The organism is Beggiatoa leptomitoformis (genome assembly GCF_001305575.3).
Lineage (GTDB): Bacteria > Pseudomonadota > Gammaproteobacteria > Beggiatoales > Beggiatoaceae > Beggiatoa > Beggiatoa leptomitoformis.
Genome location: NZ_CP012373.2, coordinates 1,953,644 through 1,968,205 on the forward strand (window position 1 = coordinate 1,953,644; position 14,562 = coordinate 1,968,205).

Genomic DNA, 14,562 nt, shown 5'->3' on the forward strand with positions numbered 1-14,562 from the left:
ATCATTCCCCTTACTCTTAAATAGACACACTCCAAAAAAAACCGTGAAAAATCAAACCTCCTTAACTTATCGTGATGCAGGGGTCGACATTGATAATGGCGACGCACTCGTTGAACGCATTAAACCCATCGCCCGTCGTACCCATCGCCCTGAAATGCTGGGGGGGCTTGGTGGTTTTGGCGCGTTGTTTGAAATCCCCTTAGACCGCTATCGCCAACCTGTTTTAGTGTCTGGTACAGACGGCGTTGGTACAAAATTAAAACTCGCCATGCAATTAGGCAAACATGACACGATTGGCATAGATTTAGTCGCCATGTGTGTTAATGATGTGCTGACTTCTGGCGCAGAACCCCTATTTTTTCTTGACTATTATGCGACAGGCGCGTTAGACGTAGAAACGGCAACCCATGTGATTTCAGGCATCGGCAAAGGCTGTGAATTAGCAGGGGCGGCATTAGTTGGCGGTGAAACGGCGGAAATGCCGGGAATGTATCACGGAGAAGATTATGATTTAGCTGGTTTTTGTGTTGCTGTAGTAGAAAAAGCTAAGATTATTGACGGTAGCCAAGTACAAGCGGGGGATGCGTTGATTGGACTTGCCTCCAGCGGTGTACATTCCAATGGCTATTCTCTTGTGCGCAAATTGCTTGCCTTAAGCAATGCCGATGTTCATCAAGACTTTTATGGTCGAACCCTAGGCGCAACCTTGCTCGAACCGACGCGCATTTACGTTAAACCACTGTTGCAACTCATTCGTACACTACCTGTTCACGCACTTGCCCATATTACAGGCGGGGGTTTAACGGGAAATGTGCCGCGCGTTATTCCTGAAGGTCTATGTGCGCGAATCAATACCAATAGCTGGCATCGTCCACCTATTTTTGACTGGTTACAAACACAAGGCAATATTACCGACGAAGAAATGTACCGCACGTTCAACTGTGGTATCGGCATGATTGTTTGTGTCGCACAAACTGATTTAGACGCAACCATGCAATGTTTACATGATGCAGGGGAAACCGTGTGGCATATTGGTGAAATCGTCACAGACCCGCAACAAACCATCGTATTACATGCTGGGACATGATGGAAAAACTTGCAATTGTCGTATTAATCTCAGGACGAGGCAGTAATTTACAAGCGATAATCGACGCGGCTGACCCTTTAGTGGACATTCGCGCCGTTATCAGCAATCGCCCTCATGCACAAGGGCTACACATTGCAACCCAAGCAGGTATTCCCTGCGAAATCATAGACCATACACAATTTGCCAACCGTGACACCTTCGATACTGCGTTACAAAACTGTATCGACCACTATCAAGCACAATTGGTGGTTTTAGCTGGTTTTATGCGTATCTTAACCCCCGATTTTATTCAGCATTATGCAGGACGCTTGATTAATATTCATCCTTCACTTCTGCCCGCATTTAAAGGCTTGCACACACATCGCCAAGCCTTACAAGCAGGTGTTACAGAACATGGTGCAACCGTACATTTTGTAACCCCCGAATTGGACAGTGGCGCACCTATTTTACAAGGACGTGTCCCTGTGTATCCTGATGATACAGAAGAACAACTCGCCCAACGGGTATTAGACATAGAACATCAGATTTATCCACAAGTTATCCATTGGTTTGCCGAACAACGCTTATACCTGCAAGCACAAACAGCCTATTTAGACAACAAACCGATTAACTAGATTTCTTGCAAAGCAATAAAGTATTAAACACGTTTTCCACCCTTAAGAACATGATTGCACCACATAAAAATATACAGGTGAAACGAGTGATAACCACACAAATAGATACAAGGAACTACCCTTATTGTTTCTTACTGTATTCTTTATCACCCTACGCTTTAAATTGATACTAACCACTGAAAGGTAGTGATATATGTCCCAAGAAACGCCAGAAAACAAAAAATCACAATATATTGTGGGCGAAAATGCTGTTGAAAATCTGACTACAATGTATCGTAATATCATTGTAAACGTAGGGGAAAATGTTGAACGTGATGGTTTGTTAAAAACCCCTGAACGCGCTGCTAAAGCGATATTGCGGCTAACCAGTGGTTATCAACAAAATTTGAATGCTATCGTCAATGACGCATTGTTTGAATCAGACAGTGACCAAGTAGTACTCGTTCGTGATATTGAATTTTATAGTTTATGTGAACATCACCTACTTCCCTTTTTTGGTAAATGTCATGTTGGTTATTTACCCTGCGGCAAGGTATTAGGACTGTCTAAAGTTGCACGTATTGTTGACATGTTTTCCCGTCGCCTACAGATTCAAGAACAACTGACCCATCAAGTTGCCCTTGCGATTCAAGAATGTACAGGTGCTTATGGCGTTGGTGTGGTAATGGATGCACGCCACATGTGCATGATTATGCGTGGTGTCGAAAAACAAAGCTCCAGCACCACCACTTCTGCAATGCTTGGGACTTTCCGCCAAAATCCCGCCGCCCGCGCAGAGTTTCTCTCCCTAATAGCCTCTTCTAATTCCAGCCTTTAATTTCCCCCTTCTGTTAGATAAAGACGTGACTGACTACGTCTTTATCGCTACACATCTCATCAAAAAAATCATTTTATAAATGTCAATATCGTTAAATCCATACTTCGTTATCCTGTCACAGAAAATCCGTATAGTGCGATGCTCCCGAAAGTCCATATCTATCATGTGATAGCAAAGACTTAAATTGTAGTGTAGGAGACTCCATCATGCGTAGAACACAATACCCTGATTCATGGGTTATCAAAATTAGGCAATACATCACTTCCTTTAGTATTTACACCCTGATTATTTTTGGATTCTTAGCCCAATCAGCAATGGCCGCGCCTAAACTGCTGATTTCAGGCTATCTTGCTAATCCGCAAAGTACAGATAGCCCTTATGAATATGTCCAACTAATTGCTGTTGAAAACATTGATTTTTCTGTCACCCCCCACGCCGTTGTTTTTACCAACAATGGCACGGCAACCAGCAACGGCTGGGTAGCAGGTGGCGCGCTCACTTATGGGTTTAACCTCACGACAGGTACACTGAACGCGGGCGACATTGTCTATGTTGGTGGTTCTGGCAAACTGATTAATGGCAGCGGTAGTACGGATATTTCTAGTGCAACATGGCTAAACGCAATTAACACCGCAACCACCGCAGGCAACAGCTTCGGCACAGCCGCATCTAGTGGCGTGTTAGGCAATGGCGGCGGAAATGCAGATGGGATTGCTATTTTTGATGTCGCAGTGAGCAGTATTACTGCTAGCACAGTCCCTGTAGATGCGGTTTTTTTTGGAACAGGTGTCGGTTCTGCAAAACCCGCAACTGGGGGTTATACATTACCTACCAATGACTTATATGATAATGCACAAGGTACATTTGGCAATGGTACAAATACCTTTATTTTTTCAGACCCAGCAGGTTCTGGGTTTACGAAACTAACAGGGGTTTACAATACAAATACAGCAACATGGACAACGGCACGTACAGGTTCATCGATTACTTTGTCAACAAGTTCTGTTCTAAGCGATATTACAACTGCTATTACACTCGCAACAACCGATACCGCCCCTACAGTTATTTCATCAGTCCCTAGTGACAGTGCGACCAATGTCGCAACCAGCAGTACCATCACCTTAAACTTTGACGAACCCGTTGATTTAACGGCTGCTGCGGTGACAGTAGAGTGTCCTACTGCAACGGCGCAATCTTTTACTGGGTTACCTGCCAATAACGTCAGTACGGTTATCTTAACCCCCAGTACGACGCTACCTAATACAACAAGTTGTACCGTAACCGTTATTGCAGGACAAGTGACAGATAAAGACGGTACAGCCGATAATATGGCAACTAATCAGATAATTAGTTTTACGACCATTGCCGCTCCTGTAGGTACAGCACCTAGTATTAGTTTTGGTACGAATACAGATGATTATATTGATGGTGGTGTCAGCATCGCGCCTGCCTCTCCTTTTGCCATTACAGCCGCACTGAACGATAGCACTGACGCAGTTAAAAACGCAGGGATTGATTTTATTATTGCTGATAGTGATGGCATTGCTACAACCAGCGTAACGGCGAGTAGTAGTAACAGCAGTGTTGTTCCCAATACCAATTTAACCATTGCAGGTAGTGGTACAGCCGCCGTCAATGTAAAAATTAATCCCGTTGGTGTTGGTTATAGCACGATTACCGTTACCGTTAGTGATGGCACAAATATGGCTGATTATGTATTGAATTATGCGGTTTCGGCTGCCTCAACAACACCAACCACAACCCGTTTTCACAGTGGCAAAGCAGATGCCTCCAGCGCAATAGCCATAGACACGGATTACATGCTGGTTGCTGATGATGAAGACCAAACGATTCGTTTATACAATCGTGCTAATTCAGGATTACCTGTCGCGAGCTTTGATTTCACCAGCAGTTTAGGTCTAAGTGGCAGTTCAGAAGTGGATATTGAAGCCTCCACCCGTGTTGGGAATAGCCTTTACTGGTTAGGTTCACACAGTAATAACAGTTCGGGAAATGATAAACCCAATCGTGAACGGTTATTTACAACAACATTAAGCGGTACAGGCACAACTGCCACACTGACATTTGAGCATTATTATAAATATCTTGAAGACGATTTAATCGCATGGGACAGTAGCAATGCACACGGATTAGGTGCAAATTTCTTCGGTCTTAGTGCCAGTGCGGCCGCAGGGGTTATTCCTGAAACAACGGGCGGTTTTAATATAGAAGGTTTTAGCATTGCCCCAAATAGTACAGATACAGTTTATCTTGCTTTTCGCGCCCCTATCGTTCCTACCAACACACGCACCAAAGCCTTAATTATCCCCGTAACAAATTTTACAACGCTTGGCGATGCGTCGGGTGGTGTATCAGGCTCTGCCACGTTTGGCGCACCGATTCAATTGGAATTGGGCGGACGGGGTATTCGGAGCATGGAATGCAACACAGCCGGATGTTTACTGATTGCAGGCTCTGCGGATGGGACGGGCAATTTTAAACTTTACACATGGTCAGGCAATGCGCTGGATACACCTGATGAACGCAGTACGAATTTACCCATTATTACCGATGGCAGTTATGAAACCATTGTGGCATTACCCACAGGTGCAACATTAACCGCTTGGGATAATCAAGACGTGCAATTTTTAATCGACACAGGAGACATGATTTATTACGCCGATGGGACGATTGCGAAAGATTTACCCAATAGTAATCATAAAAAATTCCGTAGCGAAATTGTGAATTTAGGCACACCGCCTGTTATCAGTAAAATTCATACGTTACAAGGTAATGGTGCGGCTACCAGCCTTACAGGAACGCAAGTAATAGAAGGGATTGTTGTTGGTGATTTTCAAGGCAGTACTGAGGGCAAAGGTTTTTATGTTCAAGAAGAAGATGCCGATATTGATGCAGATGTGACAACGTCCGAAGGGATTTTTGTTTATTGCAATACATGTACAACGGCTGTGAGTGTTGGCGATAAAGTACGAGTAACAGGCACGATTAGCGAATACAGCAATCAAACCCAATTAGGGGGCACACTAAGCATTAACGTTTTAAGTACAGGAAACAGCTTACCCAGTGCCTCAACGGTTACACTTCCTGTTCCATCAGCCATCGCAGGAGTGGATTATTTAGAACGGTTTGAAGGCATGTTAGTGATTTTCTCGCAAACATTGTATGTTTCCAGTAATTACACTTTAGGACGTTATGGTGAAATATTACTGTCCGCAAATGGGCGATTGTCACAGCCAACGAATGTCACCACACCGGGTGTTAACGCGAGTACCTTACAAGCGCAAAACCTGCTCAATCAAATTACCTTAGATGACGGTCTAACCAGCCAAAACCCAGACCCTGCACCACATGGCTTAAGTGCCAGTCATTCAATTCGTGGTGGCGATACCGTGACAGGTTTATCAGGAATTTTAAATTACAACTACAACTTATATCGTGTACAACCCACCGCTAGCGTCAGTTTTATCGCCAGTAACCCACGCACGGCAACCCCTACAAGCGTTGGTGGAACGGTAAAAGTGGCTAGTTTCAATGTCCTAAATTACTTTAATACCTTTACAGCATGTACGCTAGGCGTAGGCGGTACCGCGAATAATGATAATTGCCGTGGTGCAACTGATGCGACAGAATTTGCGCGTCAACGGGCAAAAACAATTGCGGCAATTCAAGCAATTAACGCTGATATTGTGGGTATTATGGAAATGGAAAACGATGGCTATGATGCAAGCAGTGCGTTACAAGATTTAGTTAATGGTTTAAATAGTGCAATGGGAGCAGATACCTACAGTTTTATCGACCCTGATACAGCACTTAGTACAGTCAACGTGATGGGAACGGATGCAATTAAAGTTGCCTTGATTTATAAATCCGCTGTTGTTACCCCCGCAGGGGCAGCGATGACTAGCACGGATGCAATTTTTGACCGTCGTCCTCTAGCACAAACCTTTCAAGTTGGAATAGAAAAATTCACGGTTATTGTCAATCACTTTAAATCTAAAGGCAGTTGTCCTACAACAGGCACAGATACAGCAAATGAAGACAGTGGCGATGGACAAAGTTGTTGGAATGCAAAACGACAAACACAAGCCACAACCCTGTTGAATTTCATTGATAACACAGTAAAAGTCAACAGTGGCGATGATGATATATTAATCATTGGTGATTTAAATTCTTATGCTGAAGAAGACCCCATCACGTTAATTAAAGCAGCGGGTTATACCAATTTAGTCACCGAACACAGTGGTGTTAATGCCTATGGTTATCAATATGATGGTTTATGGGGCTATTTAGACCATGCGTTAAGCAGTGCTTCACTAACCCCACAAATTAATGGCGTAACAGATTGGCACATTAATGCAGATGAACCTATTTCTTTAGATTACAACACAGAGTACAAATCGGCAGGACAACTAACCAGTTTGTATGCTGCTGATGGTTATCGCTCTTCTGACCACGACCCTGTTGTGATTGGTTTAACCCCCACGGTAGCCTATCAATTAAGCCTTACAACAACAGGCACAGGAACGGGAACAATTAGCAGTAGTGGCACACCTGCGGGAACAAGTTGTGGTACAAACTGCTTAACCTATGTCAGTACAAGCACCGTGAATTTGCAGGCAACACCCACAGGTGGCGCGAGTTTCTCAGGTTGGTCATGTACACCAACATTTGTATCAGGTAATACATTAACGGCTAACACCATTTGTGCTGCAACGTTTACGGCAGCGGTTGTTACGCCAGTTACACCGCCCACATCAGGTGACTACAGCTTGGCTATTAAGGTCGTCGGAACAGGCAGTGGCACGATCAGTGGGACAAGTGCGGGCAATTATCCTAGTGGTACTCGTATCAGCTTAACCGCCCTAGCTAATGCTGATTCAGACTTTATCGGCTGGTCACCCAGCACTTGCGCAGCTACATTTGTGTTAGACGTAAACACAACTTGCACCGCTACGTTTGATTTAAAAGTTATACCGCAACAATACACCCTGAGTTTAACAACAACAGGGACAGGTTCAGGTGTCATCAGTGGTGCCAATGCGGGTACATATCCCAGTGGAACACTTATTAATCTAAGCGCGATTGCAAATTCTGATTCGCAATTTATCGCTTGGAATAATGCACTGTGTGCGAGTCCATTTAATTTGACTGCTGACACAGTATGTATTGCACAATTTGAAAGTAACCCCGTAACCCCACCGCCACCAACAACATTAAGCTATACCCTTTATTTACAGACTACAGGGACAGGAACAGGGATGATTAATGGCACTGGTGCAGGCATGTACCCCAACGAAACGCTTATTAATCTGAACGCGATTGCAAATTCTGATTCGCAATTTATCACTTGGAATAATGCACTGTGTGCAAGTCCGTTTACTTTAACCGCTGATACAAACTGTATTGCACAATTTGATAAATTACTCCCTACAACACCGCTCACTTACACCCTAACAGTTACACCTTCTCCTTTTGGAACAGTGCAAATGGCAAGCGTGACGTGTCCTGATGACTGCAGTGTTATCGTAGACAGTGGCACGATACTATCGCTCAACGCGATTGCTAATACAGGTTATCAATTTATCCATTGGACGGGTGATGCAAGCTGCGGTCAAACGGTAAATATGACAACTAATATCCATTGCGAAGCGGTGTTCATGCCCATTACTACCACAACAGCGACAACGCCACTATGTCCACTGACAGGTACAGTAAACACCCTGTGCAATGCCCAATTGCGTGAAATAACCCAAGCACTTACCGTGTTACCACAAGGAAATATCAGCAATCTAGTAATTGCAACAACCGTTCTTAATCAAGGCTGGTTAAGCAATATTCTCGTTAAAACAACAGGACGTATAACAGGCGGGATTTTAACGGGTTATGTCCATAATCAAGGCATCTTGACAGACATAGACTTTAAGGGTGGGTATTTACAAGGTGGGATTTTAGCAGGGGTTATTTTGAATAGTAGTTTAGTTGATGGTTATATTGCCAATGTCCGCTTTATGGAAAATGCCACACTGACAGGCGGGATTTTACAAGGGCGAATTTATGGCAACCCAAATGCGCCAGCCATGCTTAACAATGTTCGCATTAAAACGGGTAGTCATTTAAGCGGTGTGATTTTAGGCGAAAATGTGATAGTTGAAGACAATGTTATCATCGATAAAAACATCATATTACCCCGTTTAGATACCCTTACCGCTTATGATGCAACAGGAAAAGTGATAACCGTCGACAGCCAATTTGTTGGTGGTATTTCCGTGCTTAATCAGGCCTATGTTATCAAAACAACCCAAAAATTAGCGGATACGGTCAACATCAGAGGACGTATATTCGTTGCCCCTGAACATGTGGGAAAAACCGCTGATTTATTTGTATATTCACCCTACTGGTATGCCGATAATCGCTTTATTAGCTACTTTATGACAGATAGCAAAGGACAAATCTTTGCGTGGGACGAAAAACCCTTAAACCTAATCCCTTTTAAACAAAGTGTGGTTTTAGAACCCATTCAAGAAATGGATTTATACACAGGACACTTTGTAGCAATCGGCACGTTAAAAGTGGTTTTTGGTTATCGTTTATCTGACGGAACGCTGGTTATGCACAATGAACCCAGCACGATACACATAGAAATCCAACCATAGCTTTTTACACCTGACGCTAAGGGCGCGATTCGTCGCGCCTTTATTATCAAGTTAAAAAACAGCCTGAGTTACAAACTTATCCTACGGTAATTAAATACTGACTGGATGTAACCTGCTCTATTTGAATCTTAAGCCCTAAAAACTGCTGAATAATTTCGCAATGCGTCAATGTGTGTTGACTGGGGGCTACCGTTAAAAATTGCCCTTTGCCTGCAAATGCCAACGGTAATAACAATTGGTCAGCCAAATGCTCGCCTACAGGGACATCCGCCGCTTGATACGCTTGTAATGCCACAATGGCATGTTCTGCCACCGCTTCTGCCTTTAATCCCCGTTGCGCTACACCACTAAATAACTCGCTTACCTGCGCATAATGCAAAAATAACAATAAGATATTCCCAGTCCCATAACCCGATGCAACTGGCATAAATTTAAGGCAACTATCCGCCCAGCGTAATTTCTTTTTCACCTGTGCTAATTCACGCTCGGCAACATGTGCGGGAATGCCCGTAATCAACGCTTGCGCTTCTTGTTGTAATAATTCTCCCCGCTGTAATAATGTTAGTCCCTGCAATACCCTTGTTGGTTGAATATCTACGGTTATTTGTCCACCGCCTTTTGGATAAAACCCATAATTATCTAATGTTGCTGTCACCTGACAACCCATTTTTTGTAATAACGGAAATAAAACCGTTGTTAAATATTCAAATGGCGGTGCGGCGGTGTTATGCGTGCCACCCGATAAAACCAAATGCGAAGGATGTTCTGCTAACAACAAAGGATACAAAACCGTTTGTAAAACCAATGTTGTACTACCCGCTGTCCCGATATTAAAACGATACCGCCCCCCTTGTGCCAAATTCGGTGTAAACCACAGTTCACCAGAGCCAATAACATCCCCCTCAACATGGGCATTACTGACCATTTTTGCAGCTCGCACAGCCGTTAAGTGTTGCGCCTGTAAACCGGGATTTTTGCGTTTGGCGCGAATATGATGAATATGAAATGCTTGTTGCGTATAAATAGATAATGCCAGTGAAGACCGTAAAACTTGCCCACCGCCCTCACCTTGCGAACCATCAATAGATAAATAACGGGTTTGTAACATATATTTTCTGCCAGTAGAGTGAGCAGTCATCGCCACTTATAATCTAATATGTAACAATAGACTGTGTTGTCATCAGTGCCAATTTATTCACACTGATACAAATTTTAATTTCATTGTAGGCATAAGGATTGTTGTCATGTTCAGATTTTTTATTTTGGTTTTACACCTTGGTTGCATTGCCCCTTTATGGGCTGATGATGCCTTTCCGCCCCCGTTTACTGCCCACTACACGGTTTATGCTAAAGGCGTTACCGTTGGGGAAGGTACACGGCGTTTATATCGCCAAGCTGATGGACGTTATGTCTTTGAAGCAAAAAGTAATACTGTGGGGGTTGCTGCCTTATTTCGGGATGATGTGATTGAAGAAAAGAGCATTTTTGACTTAATCAACAATAATGCGCGTCCGCTAGAATATATTTATAGCCAACAAGGCTCTAAAAAACAAAAGTTTATTCATATTATTTTTGACTGGGAAAAACACACCGCGCAAAATATTGCCCCTGAAAAACCTTGGGACATTCATATTGAAGATGGCGTAGTGGATATGATGTTGTATCAAATTATCCTGATGCAAGAATTGCAAGCAGGCAAACGAGATTTACAATACGCCATTGTGGACAAAGGAGAAGTTAAAACCTACATTCCCAAGTATTTGGGGGACGACATCATTGATACAGGCTTAGGCGAGTTAAATGCCCTTAAATATGAACGCCTATCAGAAAACGGCAAGCGTAAAACAACTATCTGGTCAGCCCCTAAACTTCACTACTTACCCGTGCGTGTAGAACATGAAGAACGGGGAGATACCTTTAGCCTTGTTTTAGAATCGGTAGAAGGTTTATAAACTGTGCGCCCCGCTCCTTTACTGCTTTGGTTACTGTTTGGTTGGTTATTGTTTGCGATATGCACCAGCATATTTCCGCGTTTGTTGATGCTATGGGCAATCATGGGCGGTATGTTATTAATTATTGCCCTATATGACTTATTGCAACTCTGGATGCAGACTTTTCCACACGTGACCCGTAAAGCAGCGGGGTCATTGGCTTTGGGCGTTTGGTGTGATGTTGAGCTAACAATTTTTAGCCGATATAAAGCTGACCAACAAATTGAAATAATAGATGATTACCCGCCACAAGCTGATATTGAAAACTTGCCACAAACGCTTTATTTACAAGCAAATACAGGGGTTGCCACTCAATATCAATTTTGCCCACAACAGCGTGGCAATTTACATTTTAACGGTGTACACCTACTGCTGCATTCTTCTCTGCATTTATGGAAACGTTATTATTATCAAGCTATTCCACAAGCCATTAAAGTTTACCCAAATTTTGCAGCGGTGACTAAATACGCTCTATTTGCCATAGAAAATCGGTTAGGGCAATTAGGCATTCGTAAACGTCCCCGACGTGGTGAAGGCTTAGAATTTCATCAATTACGCGAATATCGAGCGGGTGATTCTTTGCGTCAAATCAATTGGAATGCAACTTCACGCTTAAAAAAGCTTATTTCTAAAGAATATCAAGATGAACGCGACCAACAAATTATCTTTCTTATTGATTGCGGACGGCGGATGGCGACACAAGATGGCGCATTATCTCATTTTGACCACACGTTAAATGCCGTTTTATTGTTATCTTACGTTGCCTTACGTCAGGGTGATGCACTGGGATTATTAACTTTTAGCGGGACAGAATCACGTTGGATTGCACCGCGTAAAGGCATGAATACCGTTAATTTAGTGCTTAATACGCTGTACGATTTACAACCGACGCTGCGCACGAGCGACTACTTAAACGCGGTTGAACAATTGCTAAAACATCATCAAAAACGCGCTTTAATTATTCTTATTTCTAATTTACGCGATGAAGATAATGAAGAATTAACTATTGCACTCAAACTATTACGTGCAAAACATTTGGTGCTACTGGCCAGTTTACGCGAAAAAATCTTAAATGAAGTTTTAGATGCTCCCGTCATGCAGTTTAATGATGCCTTACGTTATGCCGCTATTCATGAATACTTAGGACATCGCTCGCAATCACAAGAAAATTTTAAAAATAAAGGGGTTATATTCGTAGATACTGAACCTGAACAATTAGCGATTCATATTGTTAATCGGTACTTAGATATTAAACGCGGTGGGATTTTATGAGGTCTTGTGTTAAAAAACGCAATTAGCGTGCATCAGGTATATAAGTTGTGTGGTGTGTATCCAATGAGGGACAGCAGGGGATAAGACGATAGGCATAAAAAAACCTCAGTACTTTTTAAGTGCTGAGGTTTTTTCATTTCAATCGCCTGCATTGGCGAACCGGCTGTTAACGTACACTCGGTATATTCAGCGTCTGCTGGAGGGTTTCAATCGCCTGCATTGGCGAACCGGCTGTTAACAAACCATATGGGAGTTTGAACAACGGACTGGTTACACGCTTGTTTCAATCGCCTGCATTGGCGAACCGGCTGTTAACCCCGACGCTGAAAATAATCTCATAATTTATCGTAGCTTGCAAGCCCTTTTTTGAACGTTTTTTTCCTCTAAAAAGTAGAACTCTTTTGCACGTTTTTTGCATAGATTTTTTATTCATAAAATCAATAAGTTATAACAATCTTTTTTTCAAAAATCATCGCTTTTTCGACACCTCGAAAAGTAGAACTCTCTTCTTGATTTTAAAGGATTTCCTCTTATTTTATGGAAAACTGCTCAGTCGTGCTTAGTTCAAAACACACTTTAAAAATCGGTTTTTTCTTCTAATCGCGATTCCGTCAATAAAAGCGAACATCTGATTTTTCGCACCATAACGCACTAATATTATTACAAACAAAGCCATTTAGTCATACGGATACCACCGCTTTAAACAATAGTATCCGTCTTTTTAACACGCATTCTACATAAATAATACTTTATAAATCAAATGGGTGTTGTTTAATAATCGTATCATTACGCTCTGCCCCTGTAGAAATCATGGCAATAGGTACTTCTATCAACTCTTCCAATTTCTCCAAGTAGGCTTTGGCATTCGCGGGTAAATCTTCATAACGACGAATCCCAATCGTGGATTCTTTCCAACCGGGCATGTCGATATAAATCGGTTCACAGTTAGCGATAGCATCCGCACCAGTGGGGGCAAGATATAATTCTTGTCCATTGCAACGGTAGCCTATGCCTATGCGCACGCTATCCAAACCATCCAAAACATCTAATTTAGTGATGCAAACACCCGTTAAACTATTAATTAACTTAGCACGACGTAAAGCCGTCGCATCAAACCAACCGCACCGTCTGCGTCTGCCAGTTGTCGCGCCGAATTCATTACCTTGCTTGGTCAGGTATTCACCAATTTCATCAAATAACTCTGTAGGAAAAGGCCCTGCACCAACACGGGTGCTGTAGGCTTTGGTGATGCCCAAAATATAATGTAAATCTTTAGGACCTATGCCACTGCCTGTTGCCGCACCGCCTGCTGTGGTGTTAGAAGAAGTTACAAAAGGATATGTTCCTTGGTCTATGTCTAACATCGTGCCTTGCGCGCCTTCTAGCATAATGTTTTTACCGTCTTTTTGCAGTTGTCCAACTAAGCTCGTTACATCCATCACCATCGGTGCGATTTTATCGGCTAACGCAAGGGTTTCATCTAAGGTTTTTTGAAAATCGATGACAGGGACTTTATAATAGTGTTGTAAGGCAAAATTATGATAATCAAGCACTTCCCCTAGTTTAGCAGCGAACCGTTCACGATGAAATAAGTCGCTAACCCGTAAGGCACGGCGCGCAACTTTATCCTCATACGCAGGACCAATCCCACGCCCTGTTGTGCCGATTTTACTTTCACCGCGTGCTTTTTCACGGGCTTGGTCTAAGGCAACATGGTAGGGCATTAATAAAGGTGCTGCATCGCTAATACGCAAGCGTTCACGAACAGGAATACCGCTCTTTTCTAAAAACTCGACTTCTTCCATCAGGGCTTGTAAGGAGAGGACAACCCCATTGCCAATTAAACACAGCACTTTGTCGCGTAAAATACCAGAAGGAATTAAGTGTAATACGGTTTTTTTGCCGTCAATCACAAGGGTGTGACCTGCATTGTGTCCACCTTGAAAACGAATAACCGCTGCGGCTCGGTCGGTTAATAAATCCACGATTTTGCCTTTGCCTTCATCGCCCCATTGTGTGCCGATGACTACGACATTTTTACCCATAATAGTGACTCTCTAAACTTTAGAAGTAGGTGAAATAAGTCTGCGAAGTTATTTATATTGAA

At 42.9% G+C, this 14,562-nt stretch carries 8 protein-coding genes; 6 read left to right on the forward strand and 2 right to left on the reverse strand.

The genetic code is table 11. From position 1 onward, the window contains the following. The first annotated feature begins 43 nt into the window (after positions 1-43). The 4 genes from purM (at position 44) to AL038_RS08205 (ending at position 9,192) form a co-directional block, all read left to right on the forward strand. Entirely contained in the window at positions 44-1,087 is a 1,044-nt protein-coding gene (gene purM, locus AL038_RS08190; protein ID WP_062151601.1) for a phosphoribosylformylglycinamidine cyclo-ligase, read from the forward strand. Next, complete coding sequence (gene purN / locus AL038_RS08195; RefSeq protein ID WP_062151604.1) at positions 1,087-1,701, forward strand: phosphoribosylglycinamide formyltransferase; 615 nt, start codon at positions 1,087-1,089, stop codon at positions 1,699-1,701. The genes purM and purN overlap by 1 nt, the downstream gene beginning before the upstream one ends. 193 nt (positions 1,702-1,894) lie before the next feature. After that, positions 1,895-2,518 carry a GTP cyclohydrolase I FolE gene (gene folE, locus AL038_RS08200; RefSeq protein WP_083991470.1) on the forward strand — a complete coding sequence of 208 codons (624 nt, stop codon included), beginning with the start codon at positions 1,895-1,897 and terminating at the stop codon, positions 2,516-2,518. Between the two features lie 206 nt (positions 2,519-2,724). Further along, a complete protein-coding gene (locus tag AL038_RS08205) occupies positions 2,725-9,192 on the forward strand; it encodes an ExeM/NucH family extracellular endonuclease (RefSeq protein WP_062151607.1) in 6,468 nt (2,155 codons plus the stop codon). 76 nt (positions 9,193-9,268) lie between these two features. Here AL038_RS08205 and rtcA read toward each other — a convergent pair whose 3' ends face one another. Further along, a complete protein-coding gene (gene rtcA, locus AL038_RS08210; protein WP_062151610.1) occupies positions 9,269-10,300 on the reverse strand; it encodes an RNA 3'-terminal phosphate cyclase in 1,032 nt (343 codons plus the stop codon). Positions 10,301-10,436: 136 nt separating this feature from the next. Here rtcA and AL038_RS08215 point away from each other — a divergent pair, with 136 nt between their 5' ends. Then, positions 10,437-11,144 (forward strand): DUF3108 domain-containing protein, encoded by a 708-nt coding sequence (locus AL038_RS08215; RefSeq protein ID WP_062151612.1) that lies wholly within the window; start codon positions 10,437-10,439, stop codon positions 11,142-11,144. A 3-nt stretch (positions 11,145-11,147) separates the two neighbouring features. After that, positions 11,148-12,455: a DUF58 domain-containing protein gene (locus tag AL038_RS08220; protein ID WP_062151614.1), complete on the forward strand. Its 1,308-nt coding sequence runs from the start codon at positions 11,148-11,150 to the stop codon at positions 12,453-12,455. 749 nt (positions 12,456-13,204) lie between these two features. On the opposite strand, the gene AL038_RS08225 is transcribed toward AL038_RS08220, so the two are convergent. Further along, positions 13,205-14,500, reverse strand: coding sequence for an adenylosuccinate synthase (locus AL038_RS08225; RefSeq protein ID WP_062151616.1), 1,296 nt, complete (start codon positions 14,498-14,500; stop codon positions 13,205-13,207). Positions 14,501-14,562 lie beyond the last annotated feature (62 nt).

Coding starts and splice junctions, on each gene's coding strand:
- purN (WP_062151604.1), top strand. CDS start 1,087: ATGGAAAAACTTGCAATTGTCGTATTAATCTCAGGACGAGGCAGTAAT.
- rtcA (WP_062151610.1), bottom strand. CDS start 10,300: ATGTTACAAACCCGTTATTTATCTATTGATGGTTCGCAAGGTGAGGGC.
- AL038_RS08225 (WP_062151616.1), bottom strand. CDS start 14,500: ATGGGTAAAAATGTCGTAGTCATCGGCACACAATGGGGCGATGAAGGC.
- AL038_RS08215 (WP_062151612.1), top strand. CDS start 10,437: ATGTTCAGATTTTTTATTTTGGTTTTACACCTTGGTTGCATTGCCCCT.
- folE (WP_083991470.1), top strand. CDS start 1,895: ATGTCCCAAGAAACGCCAGAAAACAAAAAATCACAATATATTGTGGGC.
- AL038_RS08205 (WP_062151607.1), top strand. CDS start 2,725: ATGCGTAGAACACAATACCCTGATTCATGGGTTATCAAAATTAGGCAA.